The 20,865-nt window shown below is 70.9% G+C and carries 20 protein-coding genes; 7 read left to right on the plus strand and 13 right to left on the minus strand.

All coding sequences use genetic code 11. The annotated features are described in order from the left end of the window. Positions 1 to 211: 211 nt before the first annotated feature. A complete protein-coding gene (locus SACCYDRAFT_RS04895; RefSeq protein WP_005454148.1) occupies positions 212 to 1,396 on the plus strand; it encodes an acyl-CoA dehydrogenase family protein in 1,185 nt (394 codons plus the stop codon). Positions 1,397 to 1,473: 77 nt separating this feature from the next. Here the strand turns inward: SACCYDRAFT_RS04895 and SACCYDRAFT_RS25695 are convergent, their stop codons facing one another. The 8 genes from SACCYDRAFT_RS25695 to mtnA all read right to left on the minus strand — a co-directional run bounded on the left by SACCYDRAFT_RS25695 (position 1,474) and on the right by mtnA (position 9,992). Beyond that, positions 1,474 to 2,049, minus strand: a complete 576-nt coding sequence (locus SACCYDRAFT_RS25695; protein WP_083844729.1) for a DUF3558 domain-containing protein — start codon at positions 2,047 to 2,049, stop codon at positions 1,474 to 1,476. An 18-nt stretch (positions 2,050 to 2,067) separates the two neighbouring features. Continuing rightward, a complete protein-coding gene (locus SACCYDRAFT_RS04900; protein WP_005454151.1) occupies positions 2,068 to 2,550 on the minus strand; it encodes a hypothetical protein in 483 nt (160 codons plus the stop codon). Positions 2,551 to 2,701: 151 nt separating this feature from the next. Beyond that, on the minus strand, positions 2,702 to 3,028 hold the full coding sequence (locus SACCYDRAFT_RS04905) for a hypothetical protein (protein ID WP_005454153.1): 327 nt from the start codon (positions 3,026 to 3,028) through the stop codon (positions 2,702 to 2,704). A gap of 47 nt (positions 3,029 to 3,075) precedes the next feature. Then, the gene (locus tag SACCYDRAFT_RS04910) at positions 3,076 to 5,934 is read right to left on the minus strand and encodes an FAD-binding and (Fe-S)-binding domain-containing protein (protein ID WP_005454155.1); all 2,859 of its coding nucleotides are present in this window, start codon (positions 5,932 to 5,934) and stop codon (positions 3,076 to 3,078) included. Next, positions 5,931 to 7,208 carry a hydroxyacid-oxoacid transhydrogenase gene (locus SACCYDRAFT_RS04915; RefSeq protein WP_005454157.1) on the minus strand — a complete coding sequence of 426 codons (1,278 nt, stop codon included), beginning with the start codon at positions 7,206 to 7,208 and terminating at the stop codon, positions 5,931 to 5,933. The genes SACCYDRAFT_RS04910 and SACCYDRAFT_RS04915 overlap by 4 nt, the downstream gene beginning before the upstream one ends. Positions 7,209 to 7,304: 96 nt before the next feature. After that, positions 7,305 to 8,012: a GntR family transcriptional regulator gene (locus SACCYDRAFT_RS04920; RefSeq protein ID WP_005454159.1), complete on the minus strand. Its 708-nt coding sequence runs from the start codon at positions 8,010 to 8,012 to the stop codon at positions 7,305 to 7,307. 59 nt (positions 8,013 to 8,071) lie between these two features. After that, positions 8,072 to 8,941 (minus strand): phosphotransferase family protein, encoded by an 870-nt coding sequence (locus SACCYDRAFT_RS04925; RefSeq protein ID WP_005454161.1) that lies wholly within the window; start codon positions 8,939 to 8,941, stop codon positions 8,072 to 8,074. A 10-nt stretch (positions 8,942 to 8,951) separates the two neighbouring features. Next, positions 8,952 to 9,992 (minus strand): S-methyl-5-thioribose-1-phosphate isomerase, encoded by a 1,041-nt coding sequence (mtnA, locus tag SACCYDRAFT_RS04930; protein WP_005454163.1) that lies wholly within the window; start codon positions 9,990 to 9,992, stop codon positions 8,952 to 8,954. Positions 9,993 to 10,041: 49 nt separating this feature from the next. Here mtnA and SACCYDRAFT_RS04935 point away from each other — a divergent pair, with 49 nt between their 5' ends. The 3 genes from SACCYDRAFT_RS04935 to mnmA are packed head-to-tail and all read left to right on the plus strand — an operon-like array spanning position 10,042 to position 13,775. Further along, positions 10,042 to 11,427: an MFS transporter gene (locus SACCYDRAFT_RS04935; RefSeq protein ID WP_005454165.1), complete on the plus strand. Its 1,386-nt coding sequence runs from the start codon at positions 10,042 to 10,044 to the stop codon at positions 11,425 to 11,427. A 47-nt stretch (positions 11,428 to 11,474) separates the two neighbouring features. Next, complete coding sequence (locus SACCYDRAFT_RS04940; RefSeq protein WP_005454167.1) at positions 11,475 to 12,680, plus strand: cysteine desulfurase family protein; 1,206 nt, start codon at positions 11,475 to 11,477, stop codon at positions 12,678 to 12,680. Between the two features lie 3 nt (positions 12,681 to 12,683). Then, complete coding sequence (gene mnmA, locus SACCYDRAFT_RS04945) at positions 12,684 to 13,775, plus strand: tRNA 2-thiouridine(34) synthase MnmA (RefSeq protein ID WP_005454169.1); 1,092 nt, start codon at positions 12,684 to 12,686, stop codon at positions 13,773 to 13,775. Between the two features lie 144 nt (positions 13,776 to 13,919). Here mnmA and SACCYDRAFT_RS04950 read toward each other — a convergent pair whose 3' ends face one another. From SACCYDRAFT_RS04950 to SACCYDRAFT_RS04970, 4 genes are all read right to left on the minus strand, one after another. Next, entirely contained in the window at positions 13,920 to 14,564 is a 645-nt protein-coding gene (locus tag SACCYDRAFT_RS04950; protein ID WP_005454170.1) for a dihydrofolate reductase family protein, read from the minus strand. Positions 14,565 to 14,617: 53 nt separating this feature from the next. Then, positions 14,618 to 15,139 (minus strand): hypothetical protein, encoded by a 522-nt coding sequence (locus tag SACCYDRAFT_RS26580; protein WP_005454172.1) that lies wholly within the window; start codon positions 15,137 to 15,139, stop codon positions 14,618 to 14,620. Next, complete coding sequence (locus SACCYDRAFT_RS04965; protein WP_005454175.1) at positions 15,133 to 15,354, minus strand: hypothetical protein; 222 nt, start codon at positions 15,352 to 15,354, stop codon at positions 15,133 to 15,135. The genes SACCYDRAFT_RS26580 and SACCYDRAFT_RS04965 overlap by 7 nt, the downstream gene beginning before the upstream one ends. Before the next feature lie 146 nt (positions 15,355 to 15,500). After that, positions 15,501 to 16,553, minus strand: a complete 1,053-nt coding sequence (locus SACCYDRAFT_RS04970) for a helix-turn-helix domain-containing protein (protein ID WP_005454177.1) — start codon at positions 16,551 to 16,553, stop codon at positions 15,501 to 15,503. Positions 16,554 to 16,958: 405 nt separating this feature from the next. On the opposite strand from SACCYDRAFT_RS04970, the gene SACCYDRAFT_RS04975 reads away from it, so the two are divergent. Beyond that, on the plus strand, positions 16,959 to 17,702 hold the full coding sequence (locus tag SACCYDRAFT_RS04975) for a hypothetical protein (RefSeq protein ID WP_005454179.1): 744 nt from the start codon (positions 16,959 to 16,961) through the stop codon (positions 17,700 to 17,702). A gap of 36 nt (positions 17,703 to 17,738) precedes the next feature. After that, entirely contained in the window at positions 17,739 to 19,253 is a 1,515-nt protein-coding gene (locus SACCYDRAFT_RS04980; protein ID WP_005454181.1) for an acyl-CoA synthetase, read from the plus strand. Positions 19,254 to 19,271: 18 nt separating this feature from the next. Here SACCYDRAFT_RS04980 and SACCYDRAFT_RS04985 read toward each other — a convergent pair whose 3' ends face one another. Then, entirely contained in the window at positions 19,272 to 19,853 is a 582-nt protein-coding gene (locus SACCYDRAFT_RS04985; RefSeq protein WP_005454182.1) for a TetR/AcrR family transcriptional regulator, read from the minus strand. A 50-nt stretch (positions 19,854 to 19,903) separates the two neighbouring features. Between SACCYDRAFT_RS04985 and SACCYDRAFT_RS04990 the strand changes: the two genes are divergently transcribed. Beyond that, complete coding sequence (locus SACCYDRAFT_RS04990; protein ID WP_005454184.1) at positions 19,904 to 20,809, plus strand: alpha/beta hydrolase; 906 nt, start codon at positions 19,904 to 19,906, stop codon at positions 20,807 to 20,809. Positions 20,810 to 20,865 lie beyond the last annotated feature (56 nt).

Below are 20,865 nucleotides of genomic sequence, written 5' to 3' on the forward strand. Positions count from 1 at the left end.
GACCACGTGGTCGTCGCGGATCCGGCGCACGAATGGTTCTCCGGGATCGCCGGGTCTTATGACAGTAATGTGAACCAGCGGTTAGCCAAATAGTCGCGATGTGTTACGTGAACAACAGCACGAGGGGATTGACGATCGCGGCATCGTTGTGCTTTCCCGCGCGCGTAGCGCTCTGACCTGCGCAAACGTCAGAGGCGGTAGGGTCTTGGGCATGGTTGAGACCGGTTCGGACCCAGGTGATTTCCTCGGCGTCGACGCCGAACTGACGGCGGACGAACGCGACATCCGCGATACGGTACGGCGGTTCGCGAAGGCGGAACTGAGCCCCCATGTCGCGGATTGGTACGAAAATGCGACGCTTCCGGCGCGAGATCTGGCGAAAAGTTTCGGCCGACTGGGCGTACTCGGAATGCACCTTACGGACTACGGGTGCGCGGGTTCGTCCGCCGTCGCGTACGGCGTCGCCTGCCGCGAGTTGGAGGCCGTCGACTCGGGGCTGCGCAGCTTCGTCTCCGTGCAGGGGTCACTGGCCATGTACGCCATTCACCGCTACGGCAGCGAGGAGCAGAAGCGGCAGTGGCTGCCCGCGCTGGCGTCGGGGGAGGCGATCGGGTGCTTCGGGCTCACCGAACCGGACGCGGGCAGTGACCCGGCGTCCATGCGCACGCGCGCACGCCGGGACGGTGCCGACTGGGTGCTGGACGGCACCAAGATGTGGATCACCAACGGAACGGTGGCCGACGTCGCCGTGGTGTGGGCTCAGACCGACGACGGTGTGCGCGGTTTCGTCGTGCCCACCGACACGCCCGGCTTCTCGGCCCACGAGATCACCCGCAAGCTTTCGCTTCGGGCCTCGGTGACGGCGGAACTGGTGCTCGACGGCGTGCGGCTGCCCTCGGACGCCGCCCTGCCCGGTGTGACGGGACTGCGCGGGCCGTTGTCGTGCCTCAACGAGGCGCGGTTCGGCATCGTGTTCGGCGTCGTGGGGGCCGCGCGCACCTGTTACGAGACGGCGTTGGAGTACACCACCACGCGCACCCAGTTCGGGCAGCCGCTGGCGGCCTACCAGCTCACGCAGCGCAAGCTGGCCGATCTCGTCGTGGAGGTGAACCGGGCGGGGCTGGTGGCGTTGCGACTCGGCAGGCTGAAGGACTCCGGTGCGCTGCACCACAGCCAGGTGAGTTTCGGCAAGCTCGCCAACGTGCGCGCGGCACTCGACGTGGCTCGCACCGCGCGGTCGATGCTGGGCGCCAACGGGATCTCGCTGGAGTACCCGGTGATGCGGCACGCGGCGAACCTCGAAACGGTATTGACGTACGAGGGAACCGAGGAGATGCACGCCCTGTCGGTGGGCCAGGCGGTGACGGGAATCCCGGCCTTCCGGGTGAGCCCCTGAGCCCCTGACACCGTGTCCGCAGCCTGCGCACGCGTGTCCGCAGGCTGCGCGCGTGTGTCTGCAGTTCGCGTACGAGCTCAGGCCTTCGGCAGGCGAGGCTCGACGAGGTAGGCGACCTCCCGAGCGACGTCACAGGCGGCGTTGACCTCTTCGGTGGCTACGTTTACGTCGATACGGGAATCATCGTCGATGGCCACAGCCAAGGTACAGCCACCCATGCTGGGGTTAGGGGCTTCCGCGGCTTTTCTGCCGTTGATCGACCCTGCGTTTACTCCGCCACCGACATCGGTCAGCGCGTCAATGCTTTGCGCGTCGCGCACTGCGAGTCCTATGACGAGGCCGTCTTCAAGAGGGTCCTGCTTCTCCTTCTGCCAGGAACAGACTCTTGCCTCCGCCATATCTTTGCTTGAATCTTGCCGAGGGGAGAAATTCCCGTACTGCTGGAGGTCCTCCGTCGGTTCGATCACGGCACATGGGTCGACCGATGCGCTGAGCTGGTCGGAGGAGGTGTGAGGGATTCCTGAAGACGTGGCTGTCGCAGAACCGCTCGGTTGGGGCTCGGTCTGGGCAATACCGGACTCTCCACCGGCGCAACCAGCGGCTGCAAGCACTACCGCAGCGAGGGCTGACAAGAGTGAGACGGACCTAGTCATTGCTTCCTTCACCTGTGGTCAGACGGAGCGGCCGGTTCGTTTTACTGCCTCGACCACGTTGGATTCCGTCTCTTCGTACTGTCCGGAGGCTCTTTGCAGCGCTTCGACGCTCATTTGGAGGACTTCCTTGAGTTGTAGAACAACCATTCGAGCTGAATCGGGACCATTGGCGGCGGCGTGCATGTGCTGTGCGACCCGCTGTCCGTACTCATGGTTGCCAAGCTGAGGCCGTTGGTCGAACACGAGTAGGTCATGCTTCATCACGTCGATGCGATCAACGAACCTCGACATCGCCTTGATCAACTCATCCGCGCTCTCCTTGCTCACGCGGAAGCCGCCGTTCTTCGCGGAGTCCACTAGGTCCGAGGCCGCGGCTTTGGCCGATGCCATCGAGGTGGCGTTGGCCGTGGTGTTGAACATGGCAGCGGCGGCGTGCATGACCCCAGCCATGCCGCTCGGCCCCTCGTAAGCCTGCCCCTGCTCGCTGAACTCTTCTGCCACTCCAAGCCCCCCAGGATGGCTGCAGCGGAACCGTTCGACCCCGCAGTGTAGCGGCGGCCGAGGTGCGGCGAGGCCGAGTTGGCATACGTCCGGCGAAACGCGTCCGCCCCCACGAAGGCCTGTCGGCGCCGTGGGGGCGGACGCGTGAGTGTCAGCGGCCGGCGAGGGCGGGGGTGTTCTCCAGCGCCCGCTCACCGGCTTCGGTGAGTACGGCGGGGACCCGCTGGCCGGGTTCGCCGGCGTAGGCGGGGCCGATGAGCCCGGCCTGGACGAGCCGGTGCGCCGTGGCCTGATCGGCGCAGGCGAGTCCGTCTACGAAGAGGTTCGTTCCACAGCCGGTGGCGATTTCGGCGTCTCCCTGCGCCACGGCTTGCAGGGTCGCGCGTTCGCGATGGTTCAGATCTGTGTCATAACCGTCCTGAGGCACCTCTGCCCCCTTGCATCCACGACCGGGGTCCTTTACCGGTCCCTTGCCCATGATTCAACCCTGTGACACCCACTTGTCGCAAAGTTGTGAGTCACATCTCATGCTTTGGTAGGAATCGAGGGGGTTTCGGTGGCGCTGAGCGCCCGGTCGAGTACCTGCGCCAGGTGGAGGGCGCGGCGCCCGGTGAGGTCGGCGATCTGGGTGCGGCAGCTGAACCCGTCGGCGAGCACGAGGTCCTCGGCGCTCGTGGCCTCGAGCTCGGGCACGAGCACCCGGTTCGCCGCCGCCACCGACACCTCGTAGTGGCCGCGCTCGACACCGAAGTTGCCCGCCAGCCCGCAGCATCCGGAGTCGAGCGTGCGGTTGTCCACACCCGCCCTGCGCAGCATCCGCTCGTCGGCGTCGTTGCCGAACACCGCGTGCTGGTGGCAGTGCTGCTGCGTCACCGCGCGTACGCCGAGCGAGCCGAACTCCGCGTCCGGCGCGTGCCTGTCGAGGAACTCCGCGAGTGTCAGCGCGGGCACGGGCGGGGTGTCGAGCAGGTCGTGGACGTCGTGGCGCAGCACGGCCAGGCAGCTCGGTTCGAGCCCCACGATCGGCGTGCCCGCCTGGATGTCCTCGCTCAACACGTCCAGCGTGCGCCGCAGCACACGGCGTGCGATGCCGAGCTGGCCCGTGGAGATCCACGTCAGGCCGCAGCACACCGAGGAGCGGGGGAGCACCACGTCGAACCCGGCGTGCTCCAGCACGCGAGTGGCGGCCACGCCGATCTCGGGTGCGAAGTGGTCGGTGAACGTGTCGGGCCAGAGCACGACTCGCGGCCGGCCACCGGGCTCGCGCCGGGGTTTGCGGCGCCACGCCCTCCGCAGCGTCGTGCGGGCGAACGTGGGCAGCTCGCGTTCGGGGGTGATGCCGCCGAGCCGCTTCGCCAGGCTGGAAACCGCGCGCGACCGTAGCGCGGTGTTGACCACGCCGGGCGCGGTGGCCGCCAGCCGCGCCCACAGCGGCAGGAACCCCAGCGAGTAGTGGCTCGCGGGGCGCAGCCTGCCCGCGTAGTGGTGGTGCAGGAACTCCGCTTTGTACGAAGCCATGTCCACGTTGACCGGGCAGTCGGAGAGGCAGCCCTTGCACGCCAGGCACAGGTCGAGCGCGTCGTGGACATCCTCGGAGTCCCAGCCGTCGGTGACGGTCTCGCCCCGCAGCATCTCGAACAGCAACCGCGCCCTGCCGCGCGTCGAGTGCTCCTCACGCCGGGTCACCATGTAGCTCGGGCACATGACGCCGGTGCTGGTGTCGATGCACTTGCCCACCCCGACGCAGCGCCGCGTGGCGGTGGCCAGACTGCCGCCGTCGTGCGGATAGCGCAGGGTGAGGGGTAGTTCCTTCACCGGTCCGGCGAAGCGCAGGTCGGCGTCGAGGGGGCGAGGCCGTACCAGGTTGCCGGGATTCAGCACGTCGTCGGGATCCCAGACGGCCTTGAAGGCCTCGAACAGGCGCAGTACCTCGGGCGAGTACATCCGGGGCAGCAACTCCGCCCTGGCCTGCCCGTCGCCGTGTTCGCCCGACAGCGATCCGCCGTGGGCGACCACGAGGTCGGCGGCGTCGGTGAGGAACCTCCGGAAGGTCGCCACGCCGCCGTCGGTGAGCAGGTCGAAGTCGATGCGCACGTGCACGCAGCCTTCGCCGAAGTGCCCGTACGGGATGCCCCGCAGCCCGTAGGAGGCGAGGAGGGCGCGGAACGACCGCAGGTAGGAGCCGAGCCGTTCCGGTGGCACGGCGGCGTCCTCCCAGCCCGGCCACGCTTCCGAGCCGTCGGCCATGCGAGTGGCGATGCCCGCGGCGGACTCGCGGATGGACCACAGCTGCCGCTGCCGCGCCGGGTCGGTGGTCACCGACGTCGCGGCACTGGTCTCGCGGGCCAGTGCCGCTGCCAGGGCTTTCGCGTTCCGGCGTGCCTCGTCGGCATCGTCCCCGCCGACCTCGACGAACAACCAGCCGCGTCCGGCGGGTAGTTCGCCGAGCGCCGCGGGACGACGGCCGTGTGAGAGGAGGGCCTCCACCAGGTCGGCGCCCATGCCCTCCACCGTGAGCGGCCGGTGCGGCAGTACCTGGGGAGCGGCGTCGGCCGCGGCGACGTCGTCGGCGAACCCCGCCACCACCAGCGCCCGGGCCCGGGGTGAGGGCACGAGCCGCACGGTGGCCTGCGTCAGCAGCACGCACGTGCCCTCGGTGCCCACGAGTGCCCTGGCGATGTCGAAGCCGTTCTCCGGCAGGAGGTTGTCGAGCGCGTATCCGGACACTCTCCTCGGCAGGGAGGGAAATCCGGTGCGCAGCACGGCGAGGTTGCGCTGGGCGAGGTCTCGCAGTGCGGCGCGGATCTCCGCCGCGCGGCCCGCGGGCTCGCCGGTGACGCGGTCGCCGGGGCCGACGGACAACCGGGCCCCGTCCCCGGTCACCACCTCCAGCGACACGACGTTGTCGGCGGTGCGGCCCCACGCCACCGAGTGCGAACCACACGCGTCGTTGCCGAGCATCCCGCCGAGCGTGCAGCGGCTGTGCGTGGAGGGGTCCGGCCCGAACGTCAGTCCGTGCTCCGCGGCGGCGGCGCGCAACGTGTCGAGCACGACCCCCGGCTCCACGCGTGCGACACGGCGTTCGGGGTCGATCTCCAGGACCCGGTTCAGGTGGCGGCTGTAGTCGAGCACCACACCCTCGCCGAGGGCCTGCCCGCCGATGCCGGTGCCCGCACCTCGCGCCGTCACCGGGACGCCGTGCGCACGGGCGACGCGCAGGGTGGCCGCCACGTCGTCGGCGGTGCGGGGGAACACGACGGCCGACGGCACGTGCCGGTAGTTCGACGCGTCCATGCTGAACATCGCCCGCGCGGAGGGGCTGTCGTCCACCTCGCCCGAGACGGCGCGGGCCAGGTCCTCGGCGAGCGTGGGCCGGACGGTCACCAGTTCTCCAGCGAGTCGGTGAGGATGCCTTCGAGGTCGTCCTCGCCCACCGCGCGGGGCGCGACGGTCAGCAGGCGCTGCTGCTTCAGCGCGCCGTCCACGAGCGTGGCAACGTCCGAACGTCCGTAGCCCACACCACCGAGTCCGTTGGGGACACCGATGTCGCGCATGAGCGAGGTCAACGCCGACGGCAGTTGCTCACGCGGGTCGCGTTGTTCGGGCGCCGCCGGGTCGAGGATGCGCGCGGCGTGCAGGTGCTTGGCCGGATCGGTGGGGAAGGTGAACCGGAAGGCGGCCGGCGCGGTGAGGGCGACCGACTCGCCGTGGGGCACCAGCGGCTCGTCCTGCGGGTAGTCGGCGGGCCGGTACTCGCGCACGCGCCCCGCGATCGGATACGCGCAGGCGTGGGGGATGTGCACGCCCGCGTTGCCGAAACCCATACCCGCGAACGTGGCGGCCAGCATCATGTCCGTGCGCGCGTCGAGGTCGCCGCCGTTCAACACCGCCTTGCGGAACGACCTCGCGAGCAGGTGCAGCGCCTTCTCGGTCCAGGTGTCGGAGATCGGGTTCGCGCCGTTGTAGGCGACGCGGGTGGCTGGCGTGTGCCGGGGGAAGGAGTGGAACGGCCGCGCGGTGTAGGACTCCAGGGCGTGGCACAGCACGTCCATACCGCTGGCGGCGGTGACCCTCGGCGGCATGGACAGGGTCAGCAGCGGGTCGATGACGGCCAGGTCCGGCCGCAGGGACGGGTGACTGATGCCGGACTTCACCTTGAGTTCGCAGAAGTCCATGATGCACACCGGCGTGGTCTCCGAACCGGTTCCCGCCGTGGTGGGTACGGCGACGAGCGGCTTGAGCGGTCCGGGTGGGGCCTTGGCGGCGCCGATCGGTTCGTTCACGTAGTCGAACAGGTCGGCGGGATGGGTCGTGAGCAGGTTGACGGCCTTGGCTGTGTCGATGGCCGATCCTCCGCCGACGCCGACGAAACCGTCCCACGTCGACTGCCGGGCGAACTCGACGGCCTCCAGGACGCTCGCGTCGGTGGGCTCGACGTGCACGCCGTCGTACACCTCCACCGTGAGGCCGCCCGCGCGGGCCGCCTCGGCGACGCGGTGGGGGACACCGGTGGCCGCGACGCCGGGATCGGTGACGATCAGCACCCGCTCGGCGCCCTGCTGCGCGAGGTCGTGTCCGATCTCGTCGACGGCGCCCGCGCCGAACTTCAGCGGGGTCGCGCCCCAGGTGAACACGGTCTCGTGCAGGTAGGTGGCCATGGCCTCTCCCCGGTGAGCGACTGGGTCTCCGAGCGTGGCATGTGGCATGCCACTCGTCAAGCGGCTTGCTCGCACAGGTCGTCGGCCGGACTTCGGTCAGCCGGACAGGCGCGTCCAGTCGTAGGACACCGGGGGCACGGGCTCGCCGGACTCGGCCGACTCCTGCGCGATGAGGAGCCGCGCCGTGGTGAGCAGGTGCCGCCGCATGGCCTCGGCGGCCTCGTGGGCGTCGCCCTCCTCGATGCACGCGGCGATGTGCTCGTGCTCGGCCAGGATGTCGGCCAGCCCCCGGCTGCGGTCCACAGTGGAGGTGCCACGCAGGAACACCATGTCGCGCAGCGAGTCGACGTAGCGGGCCAGCCGCAGGTTGCCCGACGCGGTGTTGACGGCCTCGTGGAACCTGCGGTCGGCCAGCATGAACGCGGCTTCGTCGTGCTCGTCGGCGGCCCGGCGCATCGCGTCGAGATGCGCGTGGAGGTCCGCGACGAGCCCCGGCGGTTTCTGGCTCGTGGCACGGAACGCGGCGGGCACCTCCAGCAGCAGCCGGATCGCGAAGACCTCCTCCAGGTCGTGCAGCGAGGTCTGCAGCACGCGAATGCCGCGGTTGCGTTCGAAACGCACCATGCCGCGTTGGGCGAGCTGGATCAGCGCCTCCCGCACCGGGGTGCGCGACACACCGAGCCGAGCGGCCAGCTCACGCACCGAGTACAGCGTTCCCGGAACGAGTTCCCCGCTGACGATCGCGCCCCGCAGCTCGTCAAGGATGGCCTTGGCGAGGCTCCGGTCGGTGTCGATCTGCCGCATCCGCCCATCCTCCCATGACCGGGCGGTCCCGAGGCCGGGATCGGCCGGACACGGGCCGCTCAGCCGAACCAGAGCCGGGCGAGCTCGTCCAGGGAGGGTTCGTCGGGCACGGGCATCCACGTCAGGTACCGGCGCAGCGACGAGTACCGGTGCAGCACCGTGTACGCCAGGCAGCGGCGGGCGAACTCCTCGCCGGGATGCGCGGCGGTGTGTCCGTAACCGCGCAGGAAACTCCGCCACCGCACCGGATCGCCGCCCGCCAGGTACACCGACGCAGCCACGAACTCGTACTCGGCCGCGCCGAGCATCGAGGGTTCGAAGTCGATGAGCCCCGAGACCGTCCACCGCCTGCCGTCGTGGCGCACCAGCACGTGCTCGCGCAGCAGTTCGGTGTGCAGGAAGACCGGTGACGCGGTGGAGAGGTCCACGTCATCGAGGAACGCCGGGACCAGGTCCAGCCAGGCCGCGGGCAGCTCCTGCCGACGGTGGTAGTCCATGACGACCTCGCGCCGGCCCCTGACGAAGGCGGCCCAGTCGTGAGCGAGCGCACCCGGCCGCTCCGGCACCGCGTGCAGCTCGGCCGCCACGGCGCCCACGCGTTCACACACCTGTCGCCGTTCGTCCTCGGACAGCGTGTCCCACACCGTGTCCAGGCCCAGGCCGGGAACCCGGCGCATGAGGACGTAGTGCCAACCCTCGGAGGTCCCGGTGGCCTCCAGGCTCGGAGTCGACACGGACAGGCGGCCGTCCAGCGTGGTGAGCGCGGCCGACTCGACGCGGGCCTCGGCGGCCTCCTCCGCCGGGTAGAACTTCAACACCAGCTCGTCGCCGACGGCGTGGACGGGCAGCGATCCGCTGGTGAACTGCGTGGTCGGCAGGTGCTCCAGGGAGAGCTCGGCGAGCACCGGCCGCAGCGGCGGGGAGGTCATGCCCGGGACGTTAGCGGGTCAGGCGTGTGCCCTCGACGGGTTTTCGGGGACGTCCCTCGGCGAGGACGCCGTTCTCGGTGACCACGGCCGTCACCAGCTCCACCGGCGTGACGTCGAAGGCGGGGTTGAACACGGCCGTGCCCTCGGGAGCCACCGGAATCCCCGCGAGGTGGGTGATCTCCTCACCACCGCGTTCCTCCACCACGATCCCGGAGCCGTCGGGCAGGCTGCGGTCCACAGTGGATTCGGTGGCGACGACGACGAACGGCAGGTCGTGGTGGGCGGCGACCACCGCGAGCCCGTAGGTGCCGATCTTGTTGGCCGTGTCACCGTTCGCCGCCACCCGGTCGGCCCCGACGACCACGCAGTCCACCATGCCCCGCGCCATCGCCGCGGCCGCCGCCGAGTCGGGCAGCACGCGGCACGGGACCCCCTCGTCCGCGAGCTCCCACGCCGTCAGGCGGGACCCCTGCAACAGCGGCCGGGTCTCGTCGGCGAGCACGACATCCAGGCGGCCGTCGGCGTGGAGATGCCGGACGGTGCCGAGGGCGGTGCCCCACGCGACCGTGGCCAGCCGCCCGGTGTTGCAGTGGGTCAGCACTCGCAGCGGGCGGTCGGGACACCGGCGCAGCAGCAGGTCGGCGGCGTGTCGCGAGGCCGCGCGGTTGATGCGCTCGTCCTCGTCGAGCATCGCCAGCGCGTCCGCCAGCACGGCGTCGGGGCCGTGTTCCAGGAGAGCGAGCGCGCGTTCCACACCGTGGCGCAGGTTCACGGCCGTGGGCCGGGCGCACGCGATGCGGTCGGCCTCGGCGCGCACGGTCGCGAGTGCCTCGGCCGAGGCCGTACCGTGCTCGCGGGCCGTCAGGGCCACGCCGAGCGCTCCCGCCGCGCCGAGGGCGGGAGCCCCGCGCACCGCGAGCCGCCGAATGGCCTCGACCAGTGCGTCGACCGTGTCCAGCCGGAGCGTGCGGAGCCGGCCGGGGAGCGCGGTCTGGTCGATGATCACCACGGCGTCGGTGTCCCAGTCGATCGTTCTGAGCACGAGCACCATTCTGCGTCACAGACCTCTGGAAATCGACCTAGCTGGAGGTTGCAGGGTGATGCCCATGACACACACCGAACAGCGGCGCCGCGGGGTGCTCTGGACACCGGAGCACCGGCTGACCACGGCGGGACTGCTGCTGGTCATCACCCTGCTGGCGTTCGAGAGCATGGGCGTGGCCACCGCGATGCCCACCATGGTCGCCGATCTGGACGGCGGGGAGTTGTACTCCTGGCCGTTCACGGCCTTCCTCGTCGCGAGCGTCGCCGCCACGGTGCTGTCCGGGAGGGTGTGTGACCGCCGTGGTCCCACGCCGTCGCTGCTCGTCGCCCCGTGGATCTTCCTCGCCGGTCTGGTGGCGGCTGGGGCCGCGCCGACCATGGAGGTGCTGCTCGTGGGCAGGGCACTCCAGGGTTTCGGCACCGGGGCGCTCATGGTGGCGACGTCGCTGCTCATCGCGCTCACCTACGACGATCGGGAACGGCCGGTGATCTACGCGGCCAACGCGGCGGCGTGGGTGCTGCCCGCCATCGTGGGTCCGTCGATCGCCGGGCTCGTGACCGAGACCGTGGGGTGGCGCTGGGTGTTCCTCGGGCTCGTCCCGCTGATGTTGCTGGGCATCGGGTTGCTAGTTCCGGTGGTCCGCGGGTTGCCCGCCCACGTTCCCGACCCGGCGGCGAGGAGGGCGGGCATTCCGTCGGCGGTGGCCGTGGCGATCGCGGTGGCGGCCCTGACCTGGGCCGCCCAGCATCCCTCGCCGGTCGCCCTCGGCTACGGCGCGGTGGCGCTGGTGGTGATGGCGGTGTCGCTGCGGAGACTGCTGCCCCACGGCACGCTCCGGGCGAGGCCGGGGCTGCCGACCGTGGTGGCGGGCAGGGCCCTGCTCGGCGGGGCGTTCGCCGGGATGGAGGCGTACCTGCCGCTGACCATGTCGCAGGTGCACGGCTACAACGCCGCGCTCGCCGGGCTGCCCCTGACGGTGGGCGCGCTGAGCTGGTCCGCGGCGTCGGCCGTCCAGGGCAGGCATCCCGAGTGGGGAAGGGCGGCGCTGCTGCGGGCCGGTTTCGTCCTCGTGGCGGTCGGGCTCGCGCTGTTCGCGCTCGTGGCCTGGGGCGGGGCGCCGGCGTGGGCCGCGTTCGCGGCGTCGGCGTTCGGCGGCGCGGGCATGGGCATCGGGCTCCCTTCGCTCTCGGTGCTGTTGCTGCGCCTGTCCCCGGTGGCGGAGCGGGGGTTCAACACGTCCGCCACGCAGCTCGGCGACTGGATCAGCTCGGCGCTCACGATCGGTGCGGGCGGAGTACTGCTCGGTGTGGCGGGCGGCGCGAGCGACCCGGCGACGGGCGTCACCGTGCTCGCCGTGGCGCTCGTCGCCGTCGCGGTGCTGGGCGCCGTGCTCTCCGGGCGGGGGCTGAAGGTGGAGGGCGTCGAGCCGAGCCTGCCGTGAGCAGTGCGGTCATCGCGGTTTTCCGGACGCGACTACCCTGGAAAGCGATGACATACCTCGACCACGCGGCCACCACGCCGATGGTGCCGGAGGCCCTCGCGGCCATGACCGACGCGCTGTCCACGCTGGGCAACGCATCGTCGCTGCACTCGTCGGGGCGCAGAGCCCGCCGGGTGGTCGAGGAGGCCAGGGAGGCGATCGCCGAGGCCGTGGGTGCGCGGCCGTCGGAAGTGATCTTCACGGCGGGCGGCACCGAGAGCGACAACCTCGCCGTCAAGGGCATCTTCTGGGCACGTCGCCAGGCCGATCCGCGGCGCCGCCGCGTGCTCGCGAGCGCTGTGGAGCACCACGCCGTGCTCGACGCCGTGCAGTGGCTCGCCGACCGTGAGGGCGCCGAGGTCACGTGGCTGGAGGTCGACCAGCACGGCCGTCTGCGACCCGACGTGCTGCGCGCGGCCGTCGAGGAGAACCCCGACGACGTGGCGCTGGCCACGGTGATGTGGGCGAACAACGAGGTCGGTGCCGTGAACCCGGTGCCGGAACTGGCCGCCGTGTGCGCCGAGTACGGGGTGCCGCTGCACACCGACGCCGTGCAGGCGGTGGGGGCCGTGGAGGTGGACTTCGCCGCGAGCGGCGCCGCCGCCCTCACCCTCACCGGGCACAAGCTCGGCGGCCCGTACGGCGTCGGAGCCCTGTTGCTGCGACGCGACGTGGCGTGCACACCGTTGCTGCACGGTGGCGGCCAGGAACGCGAGGTGCGGTCGGGAACGCTGGACGTGCCCGGAATCCACGCGTTGGCCACCGCCGTGAGCCTCGCCGTGGAGCGCAGGCCCGAGCACGCCGCACGGCTGGTCAAGCTCCGCGACGACCTCGTCGCCGCCGTGCGTGCCGAGGTCGCCGACGTGGTGCTGAACGGCCCCCCGCAGGACGCCGCCGACCGGCTGCCCGGCATCGTGCACCTGACGTTCCCCGGCTGCGCCGGAGACAGCCTCCTGATGCTGCTCGACGCGAAGGGCATCGAGTGCTCCACCGGCTCGGCGTGCACGGCGGGCGTGGCCGAGCCCAGTCACGTGCTGCTGGCGATGGGCGCCGACGCCGCGTCGGCCCGCAGTTCGCTGCGGTTCTCGCTCGGGCACTGCTCGACCCAGGCCGACGTCGACGCGCTCGCGGCCGAGATCGGCGGCGTGGTGGCCAGGGCGCGGCAGGCGGGGCTGTCCGGCATGCGCAAGACGCGAAGCGATCAGGAGGTGTAGGCGGTGCGGGTACTGGCCGCGATGAGCGGGGGAGTGGATTCGGCGGTCGCCGCCGCGAGGGCCGTCGAGGCGGGCCACGACGTGGTCGGCGTGCACCTGGCTTTGTCGGCCAAACCGGGCACGCTGCGCACGGGTGCGCGCGGCTGCTGCACCATCGAGGACGCCCACGACGCGCGACGTGCCGCCGACATCCTCGGCATCCCGTTCTACGTCTGGGACTTCGCCGAGCGGTTCACCGAGGAGGTCGTGGAGACCTTCGTCGGCGAGTACGCCGCCGGGCGCACGCCCAACCCGTGCGTGACCTGCAACGAGAAGATCAAGTTCGAGGCGCTGCTGGAGAAGGCGGTGGCGCTGGGCTTCGACGCCGTGTGCACCGGTCACTACGCACGACTGTCCGTCGTGGACGGTGTGCCGGAGCTGCGCCGCAGCGCCGACGAGGGCAAGGACCAGTCCTACGTCCTCGCGTCGCTCACGCCGGAGCAGCTCCGCCATGCGATGTTCCCGCTCGGTGACTCGGTGAAGTCCGACGTGCGGGCCGAGGCCGCCGAGCGCGGCCTGCCCGTCGCGGCCAAGCCCGACAGCCACGACATCTGCTTCATCCCGGACGGCGACACGAAGTCGTTTCTGGAGAAGCGGCTCGGCCAGCGCCCCGGCGACCTCGTCGACGCCGAGACGGGAGCTGTGCTGGGCAGGCACACCGGAGTGCACGGGTTCACGATCGGCCAGCGCAAGGGTCTCGGCATCGACGCGCCCGCGCCCGACGGCAGGCCCCGGTACGTGCTGTCGCTGGAGCCCGTGTCCGGCACCGTGAAGGTCGGCTCGTCCCGCGAACTGGCGGTGAACCGCATCGAGGCGGACCGGCCGATCTGGCCGAGCGAGACGCCGCTTTCCGGGCCCACCGAGTGTGTCGCCCAGGTACGGGCTCACGGCAGCACCGCTCCGGCGGTGGCCGAGGCGGTGGACGGCCGGGTGGTCGTGGAGCTGCGGGAGCCGTTGCGCGGGGTCGCGCCCGGACAGGTCGTGGTGTTGTACCGGCCGGACGCCGACGCCGGTGACGTGGTACTGGGCAGCGCGAAGATCGCCGCCACGGCGTGAGGGATCGGTTCCCGCGCCGATGTCCCGACCGGCAGGGTTCGCCGGCGGCGTCCCCCTGTCCGGCCGGGTGCCGCCCTCGAACCGCACGAGCAGTCGCCGCAACGCCCACACCGGTCGTGCTGACCTCCCGGCGTGGGCCTTCGGTCACCTCCGCCAGAACAGGTGGTGTGTCACGCCGCTCGGGCTGGGCACGACTTCGAGGTGGAACCGGTCGAGCAGTTCCTCGGGCGAGTCCCAGAGTCGCAGCCCGAAGCCGAGCTTCACCGGCGAGACCGCCACGTGCATGGTGTCGACGAGGTCGGCGTCGAGGAACTGCCGGATGGTGGTGACCCCGCCGCCGAGCCGGACGTCCTTGCCCTGCGCCGCCTCCCGCGCCTGGTCGAGGACGGTGGCCGGATCGCCGTCGACGAAGTGGAACGTGGTGTCGGAGAGCGTGAACGAGGGACGCTTGTGGTGGGTCATGACGAACACGGGGGTGTGGAACGGGGGTTCGTCGCCCCACCAGCCGCGCCACTCGTGGTCGCGCCATGGCCCCCGCTGGGGGCCGAACTTGTTGCGGCCCATGATCTCGGCACCGATGTTGTGGGCGAAGTCCCGGGTGAAGTAGTCGTCGAGGCCCCGGCTTCCCCCGGGATCGGTGCGGTTGGGCCAACTCGCTGTGGCACCGGCCCAGGCGAACAGATTTCCCGGATCGACATGGCCGAAGGGCCTTTCGAGGGTTTGGTCCTCCCCGGCCCCGATCCCGTCACTCGAGACGTTGAAGTTCTGGACCTTCAGCAGTTGAGCCACGTGTTCCTCCCGCGTTGTTCGGACGATGGTGAGACACCTCGGGCCGGGAGAACTCATCGCTTTTGAGGAGAAAAGTCGTCCGGCGGTGATGACCTGCGGAGTCCCTGCTCATTTCCCGACCCGCCGAGTGGGTTGTCCAGGCGGTGGCTCACGTCGGGTGCCGCTCCGGTGAGGGTCGTGGTGCGGCAGGAGCCGATGCGCGGGGCGGCTCCTCTGCCCAGCGCGTCGACGGGACACCAGTGGCGGCGGTCGGTGTCGGTGAGGCAGCGTTCGATGCAGCCCGCGCAGAAGCGGCCGTCGACGGTGTCGGCGCGCTGGTCGGGGCGGGCGACGGGTTCGGTGTGACACAGTCCGCAGCGGCGGGCCGCCAGGGCGCGAAGTCCCGCGAGGACACGCCGCAGGAGCGGGAGCGAGGGTGTTCGCCGCTGCCGAAGGGCACGTCGGGCTTCGTCGAGCACCGTCTCGTCGGGGTCGCGGGTGGGCCACTGCCACGGGGCGAGGAAGAGCTGAGTGGTTCGTTCGGTGGTGTCGTCGGGGGCGTGGTCGAGGACGGTGACGGGGGAGTCGGTCAGCACTGTGGGGCCACCTCGATGGCCAGCCGCGACTCGATCTCCTCAGCCCGGGTGATCAGGTCGTCGGCGAGGGAGCGCAGGGCCTGCCCGATCTCGCGGAGCGGCTGAGGGGGAAGTCCGCCGTCGTGCTGCCGCGCCATCGCCTCGGCCACCACGATGCCGAGGCAGCGGTTCACCTTCGACATGCGCACCAGCAGCTCGCGGTCGCGGAGGATCATCGCTCGCCGTCCCCGTGTTCTGCGGTGTCGCCTTGCGCGGCCGTGGCCGGGTGCTCTGCAACTCCCGCTGCTCCAGCTCATGTGGGCAGCATCGGGTCGGCAGCGTCGTCAGGGGAAGGGGTTGCGCCATGCGCATGGCCCCGTGGTTATGCGAGTGCATCGAGTCGCGCTTGCAGGCGAGCGCTTTCCGCCTGCGGCATGTCGTCGAGCAGCCGCAGGGCCTCCGTAACGTCACCCTCTTTGACGAGGGCCTCCGCGAGATAGGTCGTGTACAGGCCGCGCTCCCTCACTCGCGTGGGGTCGTACCGGCTGAGCGCCTCGCTGAGCAGCTTGATCACCAAGGACGGTCGATTCAACTCGACCATGCACCGTCCTCGCATGACGTTGATCTCGTCTTGGTCGAGCCAGTACGCCCACGGAGGGGCGGGCTCACGGGCGTCGTCGAACACCTCGTCCACCTCGTCGAGGACACGCAACGTGGCCGCGACATCCCCGATGCGGGCGTGCGCCCACGCGAGTCGTTCGAGTAGCAGTGCCCGCCCGACACCGTCCGCCCGGTTGACGACCGCGGACGCGAGCAGCACTGCCTCTGCCCGATCTGGAACGGCCGACGAGTTGGCGAGCTGGTAGGCGAGGCTCGACAGCGCTGAGGCGCCGAGGTCGAGGCGACCGGCCGCCTCGCCTGCCTTCGCCGCGGTGAGATAGAGGTGTGCCGCATCAGTTGTGCGGCCGGCGTCGGAGGCGACCCAGCCCGCGATCTGTCCGAGCTCGGACAGATCAGGAAGCGCGGTGGTGTCGTCGCGGCATGCTTCGGACGCGGCTTCGAACGAGCGACGCACCGACGGATACAGTTCGCGGCCGCCCACGAAGTCGTCGAGCCGACGGAACTGGGCGGTGCGGTCCGCGATGAGTGCGGCCAGATCGGGGGTGTGTTCGAAGGCGGCTACAGCAGCCGCGTCCAGCACGCGCACGCTGCCCGCGGTCTCGGCTGTGTCGATCCGGCGGAACAGGCCGAGCAGCGCGCCGTCCGCGTGGACCAGTTCGTCGAGCCGTTCGGCGAGGTCACGGGCGACGGTTTGCCGGTCGGCTTCGTAGCGGGACAGACTCGATTGCGAGATCGGCACCATGCGCGCGAGCTGAGACTGGGAGAGCCCCGCCTGTTCGCGCAACCTGCGTAGACGTCGGCCGAACGTGTCCATCCGTCCACCTCGTTCGCGGAGTCGAGTTCCTTCACGAAAGTCCTCCCGGACGCCTGGCCGGGAGACACGGCTTCCGCGAAGGGAATCACCCGCGAAGGTAGCGGAGAGGACACGATCGGACACGGAGAACGGTCTTCGATGTCCGCGTTGGTCTCGGACATCGTTGCTGTCTCCTCGGAGCGCAGCGTTCTCGGAGCACAGCGATCACCTCCGGACTCCCGCCTGTGTTCCGTGTCATGATCGACTCGCCTTGTCGCCCGATCGGAGAGCACCGATGCCGCCCACTCACCGCAACACCGTTTCCGTCGTCCCTTGCCGTCCCGGCTCGGGGCTGTTCGCCGGTCGGGAGTGGATGTACGCGTATCGCATGAGGCACGCAGCGCCGTCTGATCGGCTCCCGTCCCTATGACATCCACCGACGTGCGCCGTGATGTGTGGTTCCCGCTGGTGGCACTGGGAGCCGTCGTGCTGGGCAGCGTGGTCGAGACACTCGTCGCGCCCACCCTGGTGCCGGTCGCCATCGGCGAGTCGTTCGGACGAACCGCGTATGTCAGTGTCCTGACGGGTACGGGCGAGGGGCCCGGTACGCAGTTCCTGTCCACCAGCCCCCTCCAGGTCGTGCCCCGGGCTTCCCACGAGTACTGGTTGTACGCGGCCCTCGCCTGCTGGCTCGCGCTGTTGTTCTGGTACCGGAGAGCGTGGCCGTGGTGGCAGGTCATGGGGACAGGTCTCGCCGTGCCTCTCGTGTTCGTGCTCGGCATCGGGTGCGTGGCGGCGGGTGCCACTCACACCGAGGACCCGCTCACCGTCCCGGCGTTGCTCCTCGGCCTCGCCGTGCTGGCCGGTGGGTGGGCGCGGCTGGGACAGGGACGCGGCCGGTGGCTCGGCGGAGCGGTGTGCGCGGCGCTGTCCGCCGCGCTCGCGTTCCTCGGGGCGTCGACGCTGTTGCCCACGGGCGCCGCGGTCCTGCTCGTCGGCGGGACGGCGCTCGCCTGGTTCACCCGCAGCGGGCTCGTGGCCGTCGCGACCGTGACAGCGGTCGCGGCTCTGGCCTGGCTGCCCGGTCCGATGTGGCCCGCCGTGGTGGCCTCCGTCGTCCCGCTCGGTGCGGCTGCCGCCTCTCGACATCCACGGCTGCGTCGCGTGTAATGGCGGACACACTCACTGCCCCACCGGAGGACGCCGATGCCGCCTGTCCGCTCCAGCACCGTTGCCGACATCCTGCGCCGTAGTGCCGCGCGCCATCCCGAGCGGATCGCCCTGCGGTTCGCCGGTCGAGAGTGGACGTACGCCGGACTCGACGCGGCGGTGACCCGGGCCGCCGCACACCTGCTCTCCCTCGGGCTGGAACGCGGCGACCGCGTGGCCGCCTACGGGAAGAACTCCGACGCCTTCCTGATCGGCTTCCTCGCGTGTGCGCGGGCGGGTCTGGTGCACGTGCCCGTGAACTACAACCTCACCGGCGACGAGCTGGCCTACCTGCTGGAGCAGTCGGGCAGCCGGGTGGTCCTCGCCGACCCTTCCCTCGCGGAACGCGTGGCCGAGACCTCGGCGGAGCCGGAACGGGTCGTGGCGTTGCGCGACGCCGACGGCAGCCTCCTCGACGTCGCCCGCGAGGGCGAGCTTCCGGTCCTGGACGTGGAGGTGTCCGACACCGACCTCGTCCAGCTTCTCTACACCTCCGGCACCACGTCCCGGCCCAAGGGCGCCATGATGACCCACCGCGCGCTGGTGCACGAGTACCTGTCCTGCGTGGTGAGCCTCGATCTGTCGGCCGACGACGCGCCCCTGCACGTGATGCCGCTCTACCACAGCGCCCAGCTTCACGTGTTCTTGGTTCCTTGGCTCGCCGTGGGCGCCACCAACACGGTGTTGGAGACCCCCGACCCCACGGAGATCCTGCGCAGACTCGCCGACGACCGGCACGGCGCGTTCTTCGCCGCGCCCACACTGTGGGTCGCGCTGGCCAACCACGCCGACTTCGCCCACCGCGACCTGTCGGCGTTGCGCAAGGCGTACTACGGTGCGTCGATCATGCCGGTGCCCGTGCTGAACCGGTTGCGCGAAGCGTGGCCGCAACTCGGCTTCTACAACTGCTTCGGTCAGTCGGAGATCGCGCCGCTGGCCACCGTGCTGCGCCCCGAGGAACACGAGGAGCGCCCCGACTCGGCGGGCAGGCCGGTGCTGTTCGTGGAGGCTCGGGTGGTGGACCCGGACGGCAACGACGTCGCACCGGGCGAGCAGGGCGAGATCGTGTACCGCTCGCCGCAGCTCGCGACGGGCTACTGGAACAAGCCGGAGGAGACCGAGGAGGCGTTCCGCGACGGCTGGTTTCACTCCGGTGACCTGGTACGGGTCGATGAGGAGGGTTACCTCTACGTCGTCGACCGCATCAAGGACGTCATCAACACCGGAGGCGTGCTCGTGGCGTCGCGAGAGGTGGAGGACGCGCTCTACACGCATCCCGGGGTGGCGGAGGTCGCCGTCGTGGGTCTGCCCGACGACCGCTGGATCGAGGCGATCACCGCCGTCGTCGTGCCCAAGGGCGACGTGAGCGCCGACGAACTCCTCGCCCACGCCAAGGCCTCCCTGTCGGGCTTCAAGGTGCCGAAGGCGATCCACTTCGTCGACGACCTGCCCCGCAACGCCTCCGGCAAGATCCTCAAACGGGAACTGCGGCAACGACTCGCTCCTCGGTGAGCCGACGCGCGGGAGTGGTCACCGGAGGTCGGGGAACGACCGGACGAGAACGTCCGGATCGCCGGTGTGGCCGAGCAGCACGCGGTGCCACTGCGCGTCGGCCGCGTGCACCCACAGTGCGACCGTGTGCTCGGCCTCGCCGGTCACCACGCCGCAGCGGAGCGCGTGCCGGGACAACCGCGTGACCACCGTGTCGAACAGCGCGTGGAGCCTTCCGACGCTCTCCGGGGTGCGGGGAGCGTGGTCGTAGAGCAGGGCGTGCAGCCTCGGCCGGTCGGCATGCGCGGCGACGACGGTAGCCGCCACCAGCCGCACCGTGCGTTCCCAGCTCGGCGAGGTGGCGTCCAGTTCGGCGAACGTGGCGTGCAGCCGGCGCTCCACGTCGTCCAGGTGCCGCAGTGCCACCGCGTGCAGCAGCGCTGCCTTGTCGGGGAAGTACTGGTACAGCGTTCCCACCGAGTAGCCGGCGCGTTCGGCGATCCGGTTGGTGGTCGCGGCGAGCCCCTCGGTGTCGAAAACCTGAGCAGCGGCCTCGACGAGCACCGCCACGGTGTGGCGTGAGCGCTGCTGGCGCGGGGTGCGCCGGGCGAGGTGGGTCATGGTCCAAACGCGAGTTGTCGGGGTTATGCGGAGGCGTCGAGACTTCTGAGGTGCTCGAACACTACCTCGCATGCCTCCCACCCCGATGGCGAACCACCACCCGGCCCACGTCCTCGTGGTGGCGCTGGCGCGACCACGACGTCCACGTCGCGACGGCGGGTGGCGTCGACGCCCCCGCCCGCGTCGTCGTGCTCCACGGCGCGGGCGGACACTCCGCCGCGCTGTGGCCGTACGCGGGACTGCTGGCCGATCGCTACGACGTCCGCGTGGTGGTACCGGATCTACCCGGTTACGGGGCGACCCGCGTGCCCCGCCGATCCGGCGTTCGCTACGACGACTGGGTCGCGCTCGTGAGCGAGCTGCTGCGTGCCCAACGGCGCGACCACGACGGGCCGCTCGTGGTGGTGGGCGCGAGCATGGGCGGGATGCTCGCCTACGACGCGGCGACCCGAACGGGACTGGCGGACCACGTCGTGGCCACCTGCCTGCTGGACCCTCGCGATCCGGTCGTCCGCGCGCACATCGGCAGGTGGGCGTGGCAGGGCCGCCTCGCGCGCCCGGCGCTGCGGCTGGCTGCCGGTCCGCTGGCCGCGGTGACCGTCCCGCTGCGGTGGCTCGTCGACATGCCCGCCATCGCGAACGATCCCGCGCTCGTGGAGCTCGTACTCCGCGACCGGCGTGGCGGCGGTACGAGGCTGCCGCTGGGGTTCCTGCGCAGCTACCTCGACTCCGCGCCCGTCGTGGAACCCGAGGCGGCCACGAACGGCACGCTCGTGCTGGCACACCCGACCGACGACCGCTGGACCCCCGTGGAGGCGAGCCTTCGGTTCTTCCGGCGGCTCGCGGTGGAGGCCGAGCACGTGCCGCTGGAAGGCGCGGGGCACTTCCCGGTGGAGGAGCGGGCGGTGGGACAGCTCGTGGACGTGTTCGCCCGCTGGCTGCGGCCCCGGCCGTGACCCCGAGGTCGAGCCGTTCGCGAGCCCGGAACGAGCGCCGGAACAACCGAACGGAT

It is taken from the genome of Saccharomonospora cyanea NA-134, from assembly GCF_000244975.1.
In the GTDB taxonomy this organism is placed as follows: domain Bacteria; phylum Actinomycetota; class Actinomycetes; order Mycobacteriales; family Pseudonocardiaceae; genus Saccharomonospora; species Saccharomonospora cyanea.